16 protein-coding genes are annotated in these 17,558 nt (G+C 75.1%); 10 read left to right on the forward strand and 6 right to left on the reverse strand.

Annotation, left to right across the window (positions count from 1 at the left end):
* Positions 1–61: 61 nt before the first annotated feature.
* Both ACZ5OX_RS16620 and ACZ5OX_RS16625 read left to right on the forward strand, forming a co-directional pair.
* Positions 62–934 (forward strand): AAA family ATPase, encoded by an 873-nt coding sequence (locus tag ACZ5OX_RS16620; RefSeq protein WP_465630481.1) that lies wholly within the window; start codon positions 62–64, stop codon positions 932–934.
* Positions 931–2,358 carry a VWA domain-containing protein gene (locus ACZ5OX_RS16625; protein WP_465630482.1) on the forward strand — a complete coding sequence of 476 codons (1,428 nt, stop codon included), beginning with the start codon at positions 931–933 and terminating at the stop codon, positions 2,356–2,358. Before ACZ5OX_RS16620 ends, ACZ5OX_RS16625 begins: the two co-directional genes overlap by 4 nt.
* Before the next feature lie 90 nt (positions 2,359–2,448).
* Here the strand turns inward: ACZ5OX_RS16625 and ACZ5OX_RS16630 are convergent, their stop codons facing one another.
* From ACZ5OX_RS16630 to ACZ5OX_RS16640, 3 genes are all read right to left on the reverse strand, one after another.
* Positions 2,449–3,417 (reverse strand): alpha/beta fold hydrolase, encoded by a 969-nt coding sequence (locus ACZ5OX_RS16630; RefSeq protein WP_465630483.1) that lies wholly within the window; start codon positions 3,415–3,417, stop codon positions 2,449–2,451.
* Positions 3,418–3,583: 166 nt separating this feature from the next.
* Positions 3,584–7,084: a S8 family serine peptidase gene (locus ACZ5OX_RS16635; RefSeq protein ID WP_465630484.1), complete on the reverse strand. Its 3,501-nt coding sequence runs from the start codon at positions 7,082–7,084 to the stop codon at positions 3,584–3,586.
* A 198-nt stretch (positions 7,085–7,282) separates the two neighbouring features.
* Positions 7,283–8,134, reverse strand: coding sequence for a siderophore-interacting protein (locus ACZ5OX_RS16640; RefSeq protein WP_465630485.1), 852 nt, complete (start codon positions 8,132–8,134; stop codon positions 7,283–7,285).
* Positions 8,135–8,215: 81 nt separating this feature from the next.
* On the opposite strand from ACZ5OX_RS16640, the gene ACZ5OX_RS16645 reads away from it, so the two are divergent.
* A complete protein-coding gene (locus tag ACZ5OX_RS16645; RefSeq protein WP_465630486.1) occupies positions 8,216–9,046 on the forward strand; it encodes a TetR/AcrR family transcriptional regulator in 831 nt (276 codons plus the stop codon).
* Here the strand turns inward: ACZ5OX_RS16645 and ACZ5OX_RS16650 are convergent.
* Positions 9,043–9,240, reverse strand: coding sequence for a hypothetical protein (locus tag ACZ5OX_RS16650; protein WP_392871349.1), 198 nt, complete (start codon positions 9,238–9,240; stop codon positions 9,043–9,045). The two genes, ACZ5OX_RS16645 and ACZ5OX_RS16650, sit on opposite strands and share 4 nt — an antisense overlap.
* Before the next feature lie 143 nt (positions 9,241–9,383).
* On the opposite strand from ACZ5OX_RS16650, the gene ACZ5OX_RS16655 reads away from it, so the two are divergent.
* The 4 genes from ACZ5OX_RS16655 to ACZ5OX_RS16670 all read left to right on the forward strand — a co-directional run bounded on the left by ACZ5OX_RS16655 (position 9,384) and on the right by ACZ5OX_RS16670 (position 12,728).
* Complete coding sequence (locus tag ACZ5OX_RS16655) at positions 9,384–10,715, forward strand: D-alanyl-D-alanine carboxypeptidase family protein (protein ID WP_465630487.1); 1,332 nt, start codon at positions 9,384–9,386, stop codon at positions 10,713–10,715.
* Between the two features lie 152 nt (positions 10,716–10,867).
* Entirely contained in the window at positions 10,868–11,281 is a 414-nt protein-coding gene (locus ACZ5OX_RS16660) for a PPOX class F420-dependent oxidoreductase (protein ID WP_392871343.1), read from the forward strand.
* A gap of 59 nt (positions 11,282–11,340) precedes the next feature.
* The gene (locus ACZ5OX_RS16665) at positions 11,341–12,291 is read left to right on the forward strand and encodes a hypothetical protein (RefSeq protein ID WP_465630488.1); all 951 of its coding nucleotides are present in this window, start codon (positions 11,341–11,343) and stop codon (positions 12,289–12,291) included.
* A 35-nt stretch (positions 12,292–12,326) separates the two neighbouring features.
* Complete coding sequence (locus ACZ5OX_RS16670) at positions 12,327–12,728, forward strand: PIN domain-containing protein (protein WP_449792516.1); 402 nt, start codon at positions 12,327–12,329, stop codon at positions 12,726–12,728.
* A 4-nt stretch (positions 12,729–12,732) separates the two neighbouring features.
* On the opposite strand, the gene ACZ5OX_RS16675 is transcribed toward ACZ5OX_RS16670, so the two are convergent.
* Positions 12,733–13,188, reverse strand: a complete 456-nt coding sequence (locus tag ACZ5OX_RS16675; RefSeq protein WP_465630489.1) for a hypothetical protein — start codon at positions 13,186–13,188, stop codon at positions 12,733–12,735.
* Positions 13,189–13,409: 221 nt separating this feature from the next.
* Here ACZ5OX_RS16675 and ACZ5OX_RS16680 point away from each other — a divergent pair, with 221 nt between their 5' ends.
* Genes ACZ5OX_RS16680 through ACZ5OX_RS16690 form a run of 3 tightly spaced genes read left to right on the forward strand, consistent with a single transcriptional unit; the run spans position 13,410 to position 16,287 of the window.
* Positions 13,410–13,571 carry a hypothetical protein gene (locus ACZ5OX_RS16680; protein ID WP_465630490.1) on the forward strand — a complete coding sequence of 54 codons (162 nt, stop codon included), beginning with the start codon at positions 13,410–13,412 and terminating at the stop codon, positions 13,569–13,571.
* Positions 13,568–15,805 carry a heavy metal translocating P-type ATPase gene (locus tag ACZ5OX_RS16685; protein WP_465630491.1) on the forward strand — a complete coding sequence of 746 codons (2,238 nt, stop codon included), beginning with the start codon at positions 13,568–13,570 and terminating at the stop codon, positions 15,803–15,805. Before ACZ5OX_RS16680 ends, ACZ5OX_RS16685 begins: the two co-directional genes overlap by 4 nt.
* Positions 15,806–15,807: 2 nt before the next feature.
* A complete protein-coding gene (locus tag ACZ5OX_RS16690) occupies positions 15,808–16,287 on the forward strand; it encodes a copper chaperone PCu(A)C (protein WP_465630492.1) in 480 nt (159 codons plus the stop codon).
* A gap of 122 nt (positions 16,288–16,409) precedes the next feature.
* Here the strand turns inward: ACZ5OX_RS16690 and ACZ5OX_RS16695 are convergent, their stop codons facing one another.
* Positions 16,410–17,417, reverse strand: coding sequence for an Acg family FMN-binding oxidoreductase (locus tag ACZ5OX_RS16695; RefSeq protein ID WP_465630493.1), 1,008 nt, complete (start codon positions 17,415–17,417; stop codon positions 16,410–16,412).
* Positions 17,418–17,558 lie beyond the last annotated feature (141 nt).

Below are 17,558 nucleotides of genomic sequence, written 5' to 3' on the forward strand. Positions count from 1 at the left end.
GAAGTGACCGGCCGGTAGGGTGTCGCCGCACGGAGACGGCGAACCGGAACGGGGCAGACGGATGAGCGACAACGGCACGGGCTTCTTCACCTCGGTGGCGGACGCCGCCGAACAGCTGGCCGCCACCGGCTACCTGGCCTCCACCTCCGTGGCCACCACCGTGTTCCTCGCCGACCGGCTCGGCAAGCCGCTGCTGGTCGAGGGCCCGGCCGGGGTCGGCAAGACCGAACTCGCCAAGGCCGTCGCCGAGATCGGCCGCGCCCGGCTGGTCCGGCTCCAGTGCTACGAGGGCATCGACGAGGCCCGCGCGCTCTACGAGTGGAACCACGCCAAGCAGCTGCTGCGGATCACCGCCGGCCGCGACGAGGGCTGGCAGGACGCCCGCACCGACATCTTCGGCGAGGAGTTCCTGCTCACCCGCCCGCTGCTCACCGCGATCCGCGGCGAGGAGCCGACCGTGCTGCTGATCGACGAGATGGACAAGGCCGACGTCGAGGTGGAGGCGCTGCTGCTGGAGGTGCTCAGCGACTTCCAGGTCACCGTCCCCGAGCTCGGCACCATCACCGCGAGCCGCCGCCCCTTCGTCCTGCTCACCTCGAACGCCACCCGCGAGCTCTCCGAGGCGCTGCGCCGCCGCTGCCTCTTCCTCCACCTCGACTATCCCGAGGCCGAGTTGGAGCGACAGATCGTCCGGCTCAAGGTGCCCGGGCTGGACGAGACGCTGGCCGAGTCGCTGGTCCGGGTGGTCGGCGCGCTGCGCGCGATGGAGCTGCGCAAGGCGCCGTCCGTCGCCGAGACCATCGACTGGGCCCGCACCCTGCTGGCCCTCGGCGCCGACACCCTGGACGACACCGTCGTACGGGACACCCTCGGGGTGATCCTCAAGCACCAGGACGACGTCCGCAAGGCCGCCCAGAAGCTCACCCTCGCGTGACGACGCCGCCCCCGGAAGCCGACACCGCCGCCCGCCTCACCGGCCTGGTCCGCGCCCTGCGCGGCCACGGCCTACCGATCGGCCCGGCCGAGACGGTGGACGCCGCCGCCGTCCTGGACGTCCTCGGCTTCACCGACCGCGAGCCGATGCGGGCCGGCCTGGCCGCCGCCCTGCTGCGCTCGCAGAGCCAGCGGGCGGTCTTCGACGCCACCTTCGACCTGTTCTTCCCGCTCGGCGTCGGCACCCCGGAGGCCGTGCGGGCCGACCCGCCGCCGATCCCGGACGACCCGGAGCCGCCGCGCTTCGGCCGCCCCGACCCGCTGCGCGACCAGCTGCGCGACCGGCTCGCCGCCGCGCTGGCCGCCGACGACCGCGCCGCCCAGGCCCGGCTGGCCGGCGAGGTGCTGGAGGCCTTCGGCCGGTACGGCGTCGGCAGCTCGCCCGGCTCCGACGGCTGGTCCGCCCAGCAGGCGCTCGGCCGGCTCGCCCCCGACACCCTGCTCGCCCGCGTCCTCGCCGCCCTGTGCGAGGGGCAGAACACCCGGGACCTCTCCGACCGGGTGCTCGCCGACGAGATCCGCCGCCGCATCCGGGACTTCCGCGCCATGGCCGCCGGCGAGGCCCGCCGCCGGGTCGCCGAGCTGCGCGGCCCCGAGCGGATCGCCGAACGCGCCGTCGCCCCGACCACCGACCTGGTCGACTTCCTCTACGCCGGCCGCACCCAGCTCGCCGAACTGCGCCGCACCGTCCACCCCCTGGCCCGCAAGCTGGCCACCCGGCTGGCCGCCCGGCGCCGCCGCGCCGCCCGCGGCGAGATCGACCTGCGCCGCACCCTGCGCCGTTCGCTGACCACCGGCGGGGTGCCGCTGCGCCCCGCCTACCGGCTGCGCCGCCCGGCCCGGCCGGAGCTGGTGCTGCTGTGCGACGTCTCCGGTTCGGTGGCCGGCTTCGCCGACTTCACCATGCTGCTGGTGCAGGCGATGAGCGAACAGTTCAGCAAGGTCCGGGTGTTCGCCTTCGTCAACCGCACCGCCGAGGTCACCGGACTGCTGCGCGGCGGCGACGACCCGGCGCGGCTGGCCGCCCGGATCCTCGCCGAGGCCAAGGTGACGGGCTACCACGGCAACAGCGACTACGGCGCCGCGTTCGGGGAGTTCGCCGAGCGGCACCTGGACGCCGTCGGCCCGCGCACCTGCGTGCTGGTCCTCGGCGACGCCAGGAACAACCAGCGCGACCCCAACCTGGACGCGCTGCGCCGGGTCGCCGGCCGGGCGCGCCGGGTGTTCTGGCTCAACCCGGAGCAGCCCTCGCTCTGGCCGACCGGCGACTCCGCCGCGCTCGCCTACGCGGGCGTGGTGGAGATGCACTCCTGCCGCAACGCCCGCCGCCTCGGCGAACTGATCGCCCGCCTGCTGCCGGTCTGACGCCGTCCGCGGCTGTCCGCAGTCGTCGGCCGCAGTCGTCGGCCGCAGTCGTCGGCCGCAGTCGTCGGCCGCGGACGGCGCCCGGCCCGACTACTTGTCCAGGTGCGCCAGGAAGTCCAGCAGCGCCTCGGTCACCTCGGCCGGGCGCTCCTGCTGCGTCCAGTGCCCGGTGTCCGGCAGCCGGACGTGGCCGTGCAGCCTGGGCAGCCGGCCCAACAGGTGGTCCAGCACCGGGCGCGGGACCAGCGCGTTGACCAGGTCCTGCTCGCCCACCACGAACAGCGCGGGCACCTCGACCGTCACCCCGCTGAAGGCGGCCAGGAGTTCGGCGCTGCGGTCGAGGTTGCGGTACCAGTTGAGGCCGCCGGTGAAGGCGCGCTCGCCGTGGGCGGCGTAGTCGGCCGTGAAGACGTCCAGGTCCGCGTCGGTGAGCCAGTCGGGCAGCCGCTCCGGTTCCGGGACGGTGTCCAGCAGCTTCCCGCCCTCGGGGACGATCCACGGCCGCGGCACGCCGTCCGGCTGCTTGCCGCAGAGGATGCGCCGCAGGCTGGACTTGACGTCCGCGGCCAGCTCGGCGTCGGCCTTGCCGGGCTCCTGGAAGTAGACCTGGTAGAAGCCCTCCCCGAAGGCCGCCCGGGCGGCCTCGAGCGGCCGCGGCCCGCCCACCGGCAGCGGCGGCACGCTCAGTCCAGCCACCCCGCGCACCAGGTCAGGCCGCAGCGCCGCGGTGGTCCAGGCCACCGGCGCGCCCCAGTCGTGGCCGACCACGACGGCGCGCTCCTCGCCCAGTGCGCCGATCAGCGCGGTCACGTCGCCGACCAGGTGCAGCAGGGTGTAGGCGTCCACCTGCTCGGGCTGGGAGCTGCGGGCGTAGCCGCGCTGGTCCGGCGCGACGACCCGGTACCCGGCCTCGGCGAGCGGCGCGAACTGGTGCCGCCAGGAGTACCAGCTCTCCGGGAAGCCGTGCAGCAGCAGGACCAGCGGCCCCTCGCCCTGCTCCGCGTAGTGCAGCCGTACGCCGTTGACCTCGACCTCGCCGTGCTTGATCGCGTCGTTCAACTCCCGCTCCCTGGTCGGTCGGTCGGGCCGCAACGGCCCCTGCCCGGCCCAACGACCGGCGGCGCCCGAAGGTTTCCATCGGCCGCCGGAACCCGGCCCACCGGAACCGGCCGAGGCCGCCCCGGAACTCCGGGACGGCCTCGGTATCAGGTGAGTTGACGTTACGTCAGTTCACCGTGTAGCTGTACGGGATCGCCGCGAGCACCGAACCGGTGGTGTTCAGGACGTTGTTGGCGGTGGCCACGCCGGTCGGGCCGGACACCAGGTACAGCACGCCCTTGACGGTGCTGCCCTTCGGGCCGGTCGGGGTCAGCGTCACCTGGAGCGAACCGGTGGCACCGGGGGCGACGGTCACCGGGTTGGCGGCCACGGCCGAGGCGTTCACCGAGGCGGCGTACGGGTCACCGGTGCTGGAGGTCAGCGCCGGGTCGAAGGCCTGGGTGTGCGCGGTGGCCGTGATGGTGGAGGTGCCGGCCGGCGCGGAGCCGTTGCCGAACGGGCCGATCTGCTGGACGAAGGTGCCCCAGGTGCCGGGGACGACCGGCTGCTCGGGGGTGCCGTTGTCGGTCACCACCGAGACGGTCGAGCCGTCCTGGGCCTTCTTCAGGTCGCCGAACAGGTCCGGCGAGCCGGTGGTGGCGCTCAGCTCGATCTGCGCCGGCGTCGAGGACGCCGCCACGGCCTTGAGCCGGTCGGTGCCCGGGGGCACCAGGAAGGACGGCACGGCGGAGCTGAGGCTCAGCGGCAGGCTGACGGTCGCCGAGGAGCCCTGCGGCACCAGCGGCACGTCCACCCGGCGGTCCAGTCGGCCGTCGGCCGCGATCCGCTGGGTCGCGACGGTGTTGTTGGTGTAGTTCACCTGGACGGTGACCGGCTTGCCGGCCGCCAGCCCGGTGCGCGGGTCGTTCGGCAGACCGGCCGCGGTGGCCTGGTTCTGGTTGAACGCGACGGTGCCGGTGAAGTCCTGGGCGAGCTCCTGGCCGCTGACCGGGCCGAGCACGTTCAGGACGAACCGCCAGCGGCCGGCGGCCGGGTTGACGGCGGTGGCCGAGACGCCGTTGCCGGTGCCGGCCAGGTTGCCCTGGGCGTCGAACTGCCCGTTGCCCTCGATGTCGACCGGGGTGCCGTTCGGGCTGATCAGCGCGCCCTGCATGAGCAGCTTCGGGTCCTTGGCGACGGTCAGGCCGACCCGCAGGTCCCGCTGGCCCTTCGGGACGTCGAAGGCGTACGAGAAGCTCTGCGTCGGCGAGGCGCTGCGGCCGTTGCCACCGGTGATGGTGCCGGTGAACGTGCCCTTGCCCTGGTTGACCGGCACCAGGCTGCGCAGCACGACCGGGACGCTGGTGGTGTTCCCGTTGGAGCCGGAGACCAGGACGGCCTCGCTGGAGTCGCCGCTGGTGGCCGGGGTGGTGAGCTGGACCTTGAGGGTCTTGGTCTGGCCCGGCTTCAGGTCGGTGGTGTTCGGGCTCACGGCGCCGGCCGGCACCGCGCGCTGGGTGGCGGTGCCGAGCTGGACGGCGCCGCTGTAGCCGGCCTTGCCGGCCGGGGTGTAGAGGATCGCGGTCCACTCGCCGGCCACCGGGTGCGGGACGTCCACCAGGCCGTAGTTCGCCGGGGTGGCGCCACCCTGCGGACGGGTGTTGGTCTCGAAGCGGCCCGAGGGGTCGAGCAGCGTCATGCGGACCACCGGGCCGTTGGTGACCGGGTTGGGGGCGCCCTGCCAGGCGATCGAGGCCGCGAGGCGGTCGGCGCCGGCCGGGACGGTGAACTTGACCTGCTTCTGCACCCAGTCCGCGCCGTTGGTCGCGTACTTGAAGGTGTCCTTCGAGGACGGGTCCAGCTGGACGGTCTGCCGGCTGCCCGACTGCGGGACGAAGCTGCGGGTCGCGGCGCTCACCGTCTGGGTGCTGTCACCGGTGTTGGTGACGGTCACGTCGGCGATGTGGGTCGAGCCGGGGGTGCCGGCGATGTCGATCTGGCCGGTGTCGACCACGACGGTCCTGGCGCCGTCGGTGCCGTCCCCGTCGTCGTAGCCGCGGGCGGCCTCGACGGCGGCGCGGACGTTCAGCAGGCCGGCGCCCTGCTCCTCGGCCGGCACGCCGAGGTCGGTGGCGGTGCCGGTGAGGAACTTCTTCACCAGTGCCGGGGACGGCGAGTCGCCGCCGTGGGTGTCGCGGTAGGCCTGGATGACCAGGGCCGCGGCGCCGGTGACGAACGGGGCCGACTGGCTGGTGCCGCCGAACGGCTGGATCGGCGAGGGCTGGCCGTTGTAGCCGGTGCAGTCGGTGTACTTGCTGGTGTCGGGGGTGCACAGCGCCCAGTCCGACTCGCCGGGCGCGACCAGGTCGACGGTCCGGCCGGCCTGGGTGAAGCCGCCCGAGGAGAGCGCGGAGATGCGGTTGTCGCTCCAGGTCCCGTTGGAGAACTTGGAGGCCGCGTAGCCGGTCTGCTGGTAGTTCTGGTTGTCGGTGGAGGCGCCGACCGCGATCACGTACGGGTCGGTGGCCGGGGTGCCGACGGTGCCGCTGAGCCCGGCGTCACCGCTGGAGACGGCGACGGTGACACCGGCCTTGACGGCCTGCTCGTTGAAGAGCGAGATGGTGTCGTGCGCGCCGCTGTCCGGGGTGACGTTGCCGCCGAACGACTCGTTCAGCACGTCGACGTGGGCGACCCGCACCGCGTAGTCGATCGACTGCAGGATCGAGGAGTTGGACATCATCTCGCCGCCGGCCTTCAGCGCGACCAGGTCGGCGTCCGGGGCGAGGCCGCGGATGCGGATGTTGCAGCCGGCCGGCAGCGGGTGCGAGGAGTTGACGAACTTGGAGACGTCGTAGACCTGGCGGCCCTGGGCGATGACCGCCGAGGCGTCGCCGAAGGCCTCGGCCGCGCCGGTCGGCGCGTCCCAGCCGTCGCCCGCGAAGTCCTGGTAGTCGACCACGGCGTGCGAGCCGTCGGCCCGGATGAAGTCCGGGTTGTTCGGGTCGAGGCCGTCCGCGATGTAGGCGACCTTGACGCCCTTGCCGGTGGCCAGGTCCTCCACGCCGGGCTTGCCGTTGCCGGTGACGGCCCGGGTGGAGTACAGGCCCTCGGGCTCCAGCAGCGGCTTGCCCGGGTCGGAGGGGCAGACCGTGTTGGTCGCGTTCTCCTCGGCGCCCTGACCGTTGCTGCCCGTAACGGCCTGCGCGGCGGCGTCGGCCTTGGGGGCCTTGGCGCCGGCACCGGCGGCGGCGTCCTTGGCCGCCTTCGCCTTGGTGGCGGCCGGCGGGGCGACCTGGACCTGGGCGTCCGCCACCACGGAGGAGACGGCCGGGTCCGCCTGGAGCTGGGCGCGCAGGGCGGGGCTGACCGTGGCCGAGAACGCGTTGCCGACCACGAAGCTCTTGATGTCGGTGCCGCCGCCCGCCTTGACCTTGTTCAGCAGCGGCGCCTGTGCGGAGGCGGTCTTCTGCTGCCGGGCGCCCAGGTGGCCGTGGTCGGCCGGGGCGTCCGCGACCTGGTCCTTCAGGATCACGATCACCGGCACCGGAGCCCCGTCCGCGGACGCCGCCGAGGCGTTCTGCGGGTCGGGGGCCGGGGCTGCGCTCGCGATGGTCCCGAGGCTCAGGACCATGGACGCGGCGGTGACCGTGACGGCGGCTGCTAGCTGGGTTTTGCGCCAGCCGATCATATAAATCCTCTCGTCAGATGGGTAGTCGAATGGATAGCTGACGCATTCCAACGCACCTGAGAGGATCACGACAAGGGGGTAAATCCCCATCAGAAAGTAAAGTTGACCATCAATCAGTAAAATTCGGGGAGGAAATCGGGCCGAATCCGCATCTTTCAGCCGATCGGCCCCGAGCGGATCCGGCCCCGTTCCCCCTGGTCAATACCCGGCCGCCCGCTCCTGAGCGTCCGCCAGGTCCTCGGCGGTCGGCGCGTCGTCCTGGGTCAGCCGGTGGCGCCAGTAGCCGGTGAAGTCGATGTTCTCCTTCGGCACCCCCTCCCGCTCGACCAGGTGCCGCCGGATCGTCCGGACCGCCCCCGCCTCCCCGGCCAGCCAGACGAAGGGTTCGCCGGCCGGCAGCACACCGTCCAGGAACGCCTCGGCCAGCACGGCGCCCGGAGCCGCCCCGGCGCGGTACAGCCACACCACCTCCAGCTCCGCCCGGCTCGCCAGCTCCTGACGCTCCGCCCGGTCGGCGACCTCGATCCACGCGTACGCCCGCACCCCCGCGGGCAGCGCCCCGACCAGCGTCGCGAGCGCCGGCAGCGCGGTCTCGTCCCCGGCCAGCAGCACCCAGTCGGCGGCCGCCGCGACCTCGGCGAACGGCACCGCCGGGGCGTACAGCGCGGAGGGGCCGACCATCCCGAGCCGGTCCCCCGGCGCGGCGCGCAGCGCCCAGGCGGCGGCCGGGCCGGTGTCGCCGTGCAGCACGAAGTCGATCTCGACCAGCCGGGTGCCGGCGCGGCGGCCGCGCAGGGTGAAGCTGCGCAGCAGCGGGCGCTGTTCCTCGGGGATCGCCAGGTAGGCCCGGTACCAGTCCGTCGGGTCGTCCTGCCGGGCGGGCAGCAGCGGCTCGCGCTGCCCGGGGCGCGGGAAGCAGAGCTTGAGCTGCTGGTCGGGGGCGGAGCCGACGGTGTCGGGCAGTTCCTCGGCGGCGAAGGTGATCCGGGCGGTGCGGGGCGTGATCCGGCGGACCTCGACGACCTCGACGAAGGTGACGGGCAATGTCATCGCGAAACCCCTTCGGTTGGTAACCTTACGGCATAAAGAGTTGCCGTCGGAACGATACTTTACGCCATAAGGAGATGTCGGATGACCGTCTACGCCGGGCAGGGCGACGCCCATCGCTCGCTCGCCCTGCTCTGGGGCGCACCCGAGGAACCGCGCGCCGGGCGCAGCGGCCCCAAGCCGGGCCTGAGCGTGGAGGCGATCGTGTCCGCCGGAATCGCGGTCGCCGACGCCGAGGGCATGGCCGCGCTCTCGATGCGCGCCGTGGGCGAACGGCTCGGCCGGACCGCGATGGCGCTCTACACCTACGTGCCCGGCAAGGCCGAACTCCTGGACCTGATGCACGACCGGGCGCTCGCCGAAATCCCCACCGGGCAGCGGGCGTCGGACAGTTGGCGGGATGCCGTCACCGCCTGGGCCGAGGAACTGTACGCCTGCTACCTGCGCCACCCCTGGGTGCTCCAGGTCTCGCAGGCCCGCCCGGTCCTCGGCCCGGCCGAACTGGCGGCGATGGAAGCGCTGTTGGGCGCGCTGCGACCGGCCGGGCTGTCGCCGCTGCGGCTGCGCGGGGCGGTCGCCGCGCTCTGGCAGTTCGTCCGCGGCCTGGCCGCCACCACCGCCGACGCGCGCGGCGCGGCGGCCGCGACCGGGGTCGCCGACGAGGAGTGGTGGGCCGGCCGCTCCGCCCGACTCGCCGAGCTGGCACCGGACTTCGCGGAGCGCTTCCCGCTGCTCGTCGCCCTGCAGAGCACGGGCGGCGGCGCCCCGCAGGACAGCCACCGGGAGGCCTTCCGCAGCGGGCTCGCCGTGCTCCTCGACGGCATCGCGGTGCGGCAGCCGTCGGCGGAGGAACCGTCGGCGGGGGAACCGTCAGCGCGGCAGCCGTCGACGGAGGACCCTTCGGAGACCCCCTAACCCCGCCGGGCGGCGGGGATCGCCAGCAGGACGCCGAGCGCCACCAGGACGGCGTACCCGGCGGTCTCGTGGCCCTCCGGTACCAGGAACCGGACGAAACCGAACAGCCGGAAGCCGGCGACCCAGCCGGACACCAGGCCGGAGGCGCCGCCGACGATCAACACGAAACCGAGGTAGCCGAGCAGGGTCTTCATGTCCCCGAGCCTAGGAAGCCGCCCTCGGCCGGACATCCGACTTTCGGTGCGGCCCTGCGCCACCAAAGTCGTCCCCGCCCGAGTGGCTCCGGACGGAGCAGCAGGCCCGGCGCCCCGGCGGCGGCCCGGGTTACGTTCGCCGTGTGCTCCCCACCCACGCGGCGCAGAAGAAACGTTCCGTCACCAGGGTCGCGGTCGGCGCCACCGCCTCCGCCCTGGTGCTCACCGCCGTCGCCCCGTCCGCCCTCGCCCGGGACGCCGTCCCCGCCGTGGGCGGGGATCGGCTCGGCCGCCCGGCCGTCCAGGTCGCGCCGCTGGCCGGGGCACCCGCGCTGCCGTCCGAGCTGACCGGCCGCTCCTGGCTGGTCGCCGACGCGTCCACCGGCGAGGTGCTCGCCGCCCGCGACGCCCACCTTCCGCTGCCTCCGGCCAGCACCCTCAAGATGCTGTTCGCGGACACCGTGCTGCCCAAGTTCGACCGGGCGCTGGAGCACCAGGTCACCCCGGCCGAGCTCGCCAGCCTCGGCGTCGGCAGCAGCCTGGTCGGGGTCAAGGAGAACCTGCCGTACCGGGTCGAGGACCTCTGGCGGGGCGTGTTCCTCAGCTCCGGCAACGACGCCGTCCACGTGCTCGCCCACATGAACGGCGGCATCGAGCAGACCGTCGCCGAGATGCAGGAGCGCGCCCGGACGCTCCAGGCCGGCGACACCAAGGTGCTCTCCCCCGACGGCTACGACATGGACGGCCAGGTCTCCTCCGCCTACGACCTCACGCTCTTCGCCCGGGCCGGGCTGCGCAACGCCGACTTCCGGTCCTACTGCTCCACCCGCACCGCACGCTTCCCCGGCGGGCTGGACAAGGTCACCGGCCAGCGCATCAGCTTCGACATCGCCAACACCGACCGGCTGCTCGGCAAGTACCCCGGCCTGATCGGCGTCAAGAACGGCTACACCACCAAGGCGGGCGCCACCTTCACCGGCGCCGCCACACGCGACGGCCGCACCCTGCTGGTGACGGTGATGCACCCCAACGCACAGGGCAGGGTGTACGACGAGGCCGCCAGCCTGCTCGACTGGGGCTTCGCGGCCGCCGGGAAGGTCCAACCGGTCGGCAAGCTGGTCGACGACACCGCCGCGCCCTCCCCCAGTGCCACGGCCCAGGCCCAGGTCCGGTCCGAGGCCGACGAGCAGCTGCCGCCCGGGTCCCGCCCGCCGGCGGCCGACGGATCCGGCCCCGGCCTCGCCCCCGCCGTCTGGACCGCCGCCATCCTGGGCACCGCCCTCGCCGCCTGGGCCATCTCCTGGGTCGTCGCCCGCCGCCGCACAGCGCCGGGCGAACCCGCGGCCGCCCCGGGGTCCGGCGGCGGCAGGACCGCCCTCCGCGGCGTCGGCGGGCGCGGCTGGCGCGGCCTCACCCGCCGGGCCCGCGCCCTGGTCCGCTCCGCCCGTACCGCCCGTGGCCGCGGACCCCGGTGACCGAGGCCGACATCCCGGCCGGGCGGGCCGCACCGGTGGCCGTCGTTCGCCGGACGTCCCCGCCGGGTGTCCCGCGCCGGCCGGCCCCAGGGCGGCGCGTCCGACGATTCGCGCCAGGCGCGCATTGTCGGACACGCCCTAGACTTCCGGCCATGACCACGCCCGACTCCTCCCCCGCGGCCCGGCTCGACCGGATCGTCCGGCTCTCCGCCGGGAGCTACCTGCTCGTCACCACCTACAAGAAGGACGGCACCGCCGTACCGACCCCGGTGTGGGTGGTGCGTGACGGGGAGGCGCTGGGCGTCTGGACGGTCGCGGACTCCTGGAAGGTCAAGCGGATCCGCAACCGCGCCGACGTGCTGGTAGGCCCGTGCGACGTCAAGGGCCGCCCGACCGGCGAGCAGTACCCCGCCACCGCCGAGATCCTCGGCCCCGAGCGCACCTCCGCCTACCGCACCCTGTTGCGTCAGAAGTACGGCCTGCTCGGCGTGCTCACCCTGCTCGGCAGCCGGCTGCGGCGCGGCGAGCGCGGCACCGTCGGCATCCGGATCACGCTCACGGACTGACCCCGCCCGGGGACCGGCCCGGACGGGCGGGCGGGGGCCGGGTTCGCTAGCCTCCGGGGATGGCCTCCCCTCCCCGCCCCGTTCGGCCCACCACCCGGCTCGTCGACGGACTCGTCTGCGCCTACGCCCCCGCCCCCGACGCCGTGGGCGTGCTGTCGCCCGCCGTGGCCTGCCGGCCGGCCGCCGGGGACGAGGTCGTCGGCCACACCGTCGCCGCCGACCTCCGGCACGCCTACTACACGACGCTCGACGCCGCCGTCTGCGTGGCGACGGCGGACGGCGCCGAGGTCTGGCGGTCGCGGTTCGAGCCGCAGGCGCACCCCGTCCACGGCCACCGGCCCGCCTGCGAGCTGTCCCCGGACGGACGGGTGCTCTGGGTCTACCGGCCCGACGTACCGGCGGGCCGCGACCGGCCGGACCAGTGGGTCGCCGTGGACGCCTCGACGGGGGAGGTCCTCGCCCGGACGGACCTGGAGACGGCCGGGCACGGCGGCATCCAGCTGCCGCACCCGGCGAGCGGGCGGATCTTCCTCAACGTGGGCGAGGGGCAGGACGGCACGGTCGTCCACCACGCGTCGCTGGCCGACGGTCGGATCGACCTCGTCAGCTACCCCTGGGTCGACCGGTGCCTCATCGACCTCTCGCCCGACGGCCACCGGTTCCTGACCGTCGACCACGCGCAGAACGACCTCGCCGTGCACGCCTTCCCCGGAGGCGAGGTGGCGTTCAGCCTGACGGCCGAGGACTTCGGGCACGACCCGGAAGCCGTCTGCCTGGAGTGGAGCGGCGGCTACCTGACCCCGGACACCCTCGTCGCCACCCTCGTCGGCGAGACCGAGGACGAGCAGGACTGGTTCGGGCACTACCTCGTCGACGCCCGGTCCGGCCGGGTCCGGGGCGAGTTCGACGCCCGCACGGCGGAGCCGTACGACCTCCTGCCGCTCGGTGACGGCTCCTGGCTCACCACCGACTCCTCGGGCCACCCGGTCCGCTGGACCGCCACGCCCTGAGGAGTCCCGCGGGCCGGGGTGGCAGGCTGACGGCCATGGACGAGAACGAGGCCGCGCCGCTCCCCCTGCTGGTCGTCGACGGCGCGAACGTGGTCGGATCGGTGCCGGACGGGTGGTGGCGGGACCGGCGGGGCGCCGCAGAGCGGCTGCGGGACGCGCTGGTCGCCGTCGCCGGGCGGGGTGTGCCGGAGCTGCCGGGACCGCTGGAGGTGGTTCTGGTGGTGGAGGGCGCGGCCCGGGGCGTCGCCGGGGTGCCGGGGGTGCGGGTGGTGGAGGCGAGCGGGAGCGGGGACGACCGGATCGTGGAGCTGGTCCGCGCGGCTCGTACCGAACACCCGGAGCGGGCCTGCCTGGTGGCCACCGCCGACCGCGAACTGCGCGCCCGGGTCGGCGCGTTGGGCGCCGACGTCACCGGGCCGCGCAGCGTGCGGCCGTAGGACCTCAGTCGGCTTGGACGGCGTACATGCCCCAGTGGATGGACGGGTCCGAGGTGTGAGCGGTGAACAGCAGGTCCCGGCCCGGGCGGGCGGGGACCTCCACCGAGCCGATGCCGGTGGAGTCCGTCGGGCACTGGACCGTGAAGTCGGCCGGCGCCTCGCCGCCGATGTGCACGTCCACCGAGCCTCCGCCACGACAGCCGAGCGTGAACGTGAACGGCAACGACGGGTTCACCGAGGCCGTCACGGCGCCGCCGTCGCCGATCCAGTCCGGTATCCAGAGCAGCGCCTCCGGCCCCGGGTGCGGCAGGATCTCGCCCGTCCCCGGCTGGCCCAGAGCCCTGACGGGAGCCGCGGCCCCGCCCGTGGCCGGCTCCGCCACCGCCGTCCCGGCGACGGCGAGAACCGCCCCCAACGCCCCCGCCACCGCCACGAAGCCGTGCTTCTTCATGCGCTTCACCGCTGATTCCCCCTTCGGTGCCCTCGGTCGTACGCCTGGTGTTCGGCGTACGGAGCAAACCTACGACACCCCACCGACAGAACACGCCTGCCCGGAGGACACCTGTCGGGGCGCCACCCCGCGAGCGGTTCCGCACCTCCGACTTCGGACCGTACGGGAACCGATCGCGGTGCCCGTCCGACTGCTGGGGCGTGAGTGCGAAGTCGCCGGGTGTCCGGCCGTTGAGTGTGCTGGCGAGATTCGTCCTGCTGCTGGTGGTGGTGTTCGTGGTGGCCTACGGGGTGGGACGGCAGGTCGGGCCCGTGGCGCCCGGGTTGCGGCCGAGCAGCGGGGGCGGCGCCTCGCCCGGGATGGGCGGGCACGACATGGGCGGGATGCGATGAGCGCCGTCGCCGAGCCCGTGGTCGCCACCGATCTGGCGGTCGGCGGGATGACCTGCGCCGCCTGCGTGGGCCGGGTCGAGAAGCGGCTGGCCCGGATCGAGGGCGTGACGGCCGGGGTGAACCTGGCGACCGGGCGGGCCCGGGTGCTGCATCCGGCCGGGGTGCCGGTCGCGGAGCTGGTCGCGGCCGTCGAGCGGGCGGGCTACACCGCCGAGCCGCTGCCCGCGGGGGCGCCGGTCGGGGTCGCGGCCGAGGAACCGGACGACCGGTGGGGGCTGCTGGTCACCGCCCTGCTGGCCGTCCCGGTGCTGGTGCTGTCGATGGTGCCGTCGGCGCAGTTCACCGCCTGGCAGTGGGTCTGCTTCGCGCTCGCCGTCCCGGTGGTGACCTGGGGGTCGGCCGGTTTCCACCGCCGGGCCTGGCAGGGGCTGCGGCACGCGGCGGCGACCATGGACACCCTGGTCAGCCTGGGCGTGGTGGCCTCCTTCGGCTGGTCGGCGTACGCGCTGTTCCTCGGCGGGGCCGGCGATCCGGACATGCGGATGCCGTTCTCGCTGACCGCCGACGGCGGCGGCACCGCGCACGTGTACCTGGAGGCGGCGGTCGGCGTGCCGCTGTTCGTGCTGGCCGGGCGGCTGCTGGAGGGCCGGGTGCGCCGGCGCAGCGGGTCCGCGCTGCGGGCGCTGGCCGAGCTGGGCGCAAAGCAGGTGTGCCTGCGGGGGGCGGACGGCGAGGAGCGCCTGGTGCCGATCGAACTGCTGCTGCCCGGGCAGGAGTTCGTGGTGCGGCCGGGCGAGCGGGTGGCCACCGACGGGGTGGTGGTCGAAGGGGGTTCGGCGCTCGACCTGAGTCTGCTGACCGGGGAGAGCGTGCCGGTCGAGGTCGGCCCCGGGGACGTGGTGGCGGGTGCGACGGTGAACGTCGGCGGTGCGCTGGTGGTCCGGGCCACGGCGGTCGGCGCGGACACCCAGCTGGCCCGGATCACCGCCCTGGTGGCGGAGGCCCAGGCCGGCAAGGCGCGGGCGCAGCGGCTGGCGGACGCGGTGGCCGGGGTGTTCGTGCCCTGTGTGCTGGCGGTCGCGGCGAGCGTGCTGGGCTTCTGGCTGGGCGCGGGCGCGGCCCCGCAGGCGGCGGTGACGGCGGCGGTCGCGGTGCTGGTGGTGGCCTGCCCGTGCGCGCTGGGGCTGGCCACGCCGACGGCACTGCTGGCGGCGACGGGGCGGGGCGCGGAGCTGGGCGTGCTGGTGCGCGGCCCGGAGGTGCTGGAGAGCCTGCGCCGGGTGGACACGGTGGTGATGGACAAGACCGGCACGCTGACCACCGGCCGGATGGAACTGGCGGAGGTCACCACCACCGGCGGCCCCACCCCGGACGAGGCCCTGCGCCTGGCCGGCGCGGTCGAGCACCGCTCCGAGCACCCGATCGGCCGGGCGGTCACGCAGGCGGCGCGGGAGCGCTGCGGGCCGCTGCCCGCGGTGGAGGGCTTCCGGGCCGCCACCGGGCTCGGGGTGTCCGGGACGGTCGAGGGCCGGGCCGTACGGGTGGTGCGGCCGGACGACACCGTCCTGCCGCCGGACCTGGCCGAGGCGGCCGCGCGGGCCGGGAAGGCCGGCCGCACGGCCGTCGTGGTCGAGCTGGACGGACGGCCGGCGGCCGTGCTGACGGTCGGCGACACGCTGCGCCCGGGCGGCTGGCGGGCGCTCCACCGGCTGCGCGGGCTGGGCCTGGAGACCGTCCTGCTGACCGGGGACGGCCCGGGCGCAGCCCGGGCGGTGGCCGCCGAGCTGGGCATCGAGCGGGTGCACGCCTCGGCCTCCCCCGAGCGCAAGGCCGAGGTGGTGGCCGAACTGCGCGCCGCCGGACGGACGGTGGCGGTGGTCGGCGACGGCGTCAACGACGCGGTGGCCCTCGCCTCGGCGGACCTCGGGGTGGCGCTGGCCTCCGGCAGCGACGCCGCGATCGGCGCGGCCGGGCTGACCCTGGTGCGCGGCGACATCGAAGCGGTGGTGGACGCCGTACGGCTGGCACGGCAGACCCTGGCGACCATCCGGGCCAACCTGCTCTGGGCCTTCGGCTACAACCTGGTGCTGATCCCGCTGGCGGCCGTCGGACTGCTCAACCCGATGCTGGCGGCGGTCGCCATGTCGCTCAGCTCGCTGCTCGTGGTGGGCAACAGCCTGCGGCTGCGCACCTGGGAGCCGGGGCGGGCCAGGAGCCGAGGGGGACGCCGGTGAGGGTGTCCGAGAGGTTCAGGGTGGCGGGCCCGCCGGTCGGCGCGGCGGCACTGGCGCTGGTCCTGCTCACCGGGTGGACGGCGGTCGGCGGGGCCGGCCGCACCCGCCCGGTGGAGGCCGGGCCGGGCTGGGTGCTGCTGCCGACGGCGGGCGCGTCCGCCGCCACGGCGGCCTTCTTCACGGTCCGCAACCCGGGCGACGTGCCCGACGAACTGACCGGCGCCAGCTGGGAGTTCGGCGGCCGGATCACCCCGAAACGGCATCTGCACCAGGGGGCGGCGGGCCGCTGGGAGCCGGCGTCGGCGCTGCCGGTGCCGGGCCGCGGCGAGCTGCGGATGACCCCGGAGGACGCGGACCTGATGATCGCCGACCCGCCACCGCTGCGGGCCGGCCAGTGGGTGGAGTTCACCCTCACCTTCCGCCACAGCCCGCCGCTGCGGCTCGGCGCCCGGGTGCTGCCCGCGGCCGAGCGACCGCGCTGAGCGACGGCGGCGAGCGACCGCGCTGCGCGACGGCGACGAGCGACGGCGACGGCCCGGGCCGCTCCCACCGGCCCGGGCCACTCCCGTCGACTCCGGCCACTCCCACCGACTCGGGGCAGCGATCAGGAAGGCCGCTCCCCGAGCGTCTCCTCGACCGCCCGGCGCGGGGTGGCCGCGCCGGACGGGCCGTAGCCGACCCGCAGCACCAGCTGGACGTGGCCCGGCCCGGTGTCCGGGTCGCGCAGCGCCCAGCGGGTGTCCGGCCATTCGATCGCCTGGTGCCAGATGGAGAGCCGGACGCCGTGCGTCGTGGCCAGCAGCCAGACCCGCTCCAGCGCCTGCCCGGTGCGCAGCCAGTCCAGCGGGCCGTCGCCGGGGGTGGTGAGGGTGCACAGCTGGGGCAGCGCCTCGAAGCGCCGGGACGGCTGCGCGGGGGCCTCCGGCGGGCGGCCGCCGAACTCGCGCATCGGCACCCGGGCGTCGTGGTCCTGCGGGCCGAGCGCGGCGTGCGGGATGCCGTCCTCGGCGGTGCCGTCGTCGGACCGCAGCCAGGCCCGGGACTCGGCGGCACGGGCCGGGTCGGTGGCGTTGCGGCTCTCGGCCTCGGCGGTGAGCGCCTGCACCCGCCGTGCGCCCTCCTCCTCCAGCGCGGCCAGCGTGACGCCCTCCTCGCGGGCGGCGTCGATCAGCTCGCCGATCACCGCCTCGGGCACGTCGCGCTGGGCGAACGGCTCGCGGCTGGAGTGCCGGGCGGCGATGGCGGGGTAGAGGTCCCGGCCGAAGGGCGTGAGCTCGGCGGCCGGGCGGGAGAGGTCCAGCACGGCGAGCAGTTCGGGCTCGGCGGCGTCCGGCAGCAGCCGGGTCAGTGGTTCCCGGTCCAGCTGCCCGGCCGCCACCCGCAGGTTGAACAGGGCCGCGCCGACCGCGATGTGCACGGCGGCACCGACCGGGTCGGCCAGCGGTACGGAGCGCGCGGTGTCGGCGTACACGGCGAGCCCGCGCCCGTCCGGGGTCGGCACGAAGCGCCAGGGCTGGCTGTTGTGCAGCGACGGCGCCGCGCCGCCGGCGGCGGCGAGCAGGCGCAGGTCGGCCGCGCTGAGCATCTGGGTGAGAGCCGGGTCGAGCGTCATGGCGATCCACTCCTTCAACCGCGGGGCGTCGGCTTCGCCTCCGGGCACGCGCACCCGCCAGGAGGTCCCGCTGCTTCCGAGCGTGCGCGCCCGGTGGTGCCCGAGGACAGGGCCCTTGGGCCCGTCCTTCGGCCCGTCATC

This window comes from Kitasatospora sp. NPDC032121, assembly GCF_055580145.1.

What these genes read in the sequence shown, in the direction of transcription:
- ACZ5OX_RS16695 (WP_465630493.1), bottom strand. Translation starts at nt 17,417, where the DNA reads ATGACGCTCGACCCGGCTCTCACCCAGATGCTCAGCGCGGCCGACCTG.
- ACZ5OX_RS16660 (WP_392871343.1), top strand. Translation starts at nt 10,868, where the DNA reads ATGACCACGCCCGACTCCTCCCCCGCGGCCCGGCTCGACCGGATCGTC.
- ACZ5OX_RS16670 (WP_449792516.1), top strand. Translation starts at nt 12,327, where the DNA reads ATGGACGAGAACGAGGCCGCGCCGCTCCCCCTGCTGGTCGTCGACGGC.
- ACZ5OX_RS16620 (WP_465630481.1), top strand. Translation starts at nt 62, where the DNA reads ATGAGCGACAACGGCACGGGCTTCTTCACCTCGGTGGCGGACGCCGCC.
- ACZ5OX_RS16650 (WP_392871349.1), bottom strand. Translation starts at nt 9,240, where the DNA reads ATGAAGACCCTGCTCGGCTACCTCGGTTTCGTGTTGATCGTCGGCGGC.
- ACZ5OX_RS16635 (WP_465630484.1), bottom strand. Translation starts at nt 7,084, where the DNA reads ATGATCGGCTGGCGCAAAACCCAGCTAGCAGCCGCCGTCACGGTCACC.
- ACZ5OX_RS16640 (WP_465630485.1), bottom strand. Translation starts at nt 8,134, where the DNA reads ATGACATTGCCCGTCACCTTCGTCGAGGTCGTCGAGGTCCGCCGGATC.
- ACZ5OX_RS16685 (WP_465630491.1), top strand. Translation starts at nt 13,568, where the DNA reads ATGAGCGCCGTCGCCGAGCCCGTGGTCGCCACCGATCTGGCGGTCGGC.
- ACZ5OX_RS16665 (WP_465630488.1), top strand. Translation starts at nt 11,341, where the DNA reads ATGGCCTCCCCTCCCCGCCCCGTTCGGCCCACCACCCGGCTCGTCGAC.
- ACZ5OX_RS16645 (WP_465630486.1), top strand. Translation starts at nt 8,216, where the DNA reads ATGACCGTCTACGCCGGGCAGGGCGACGCCCATCGCTCGCTCGCCCTG.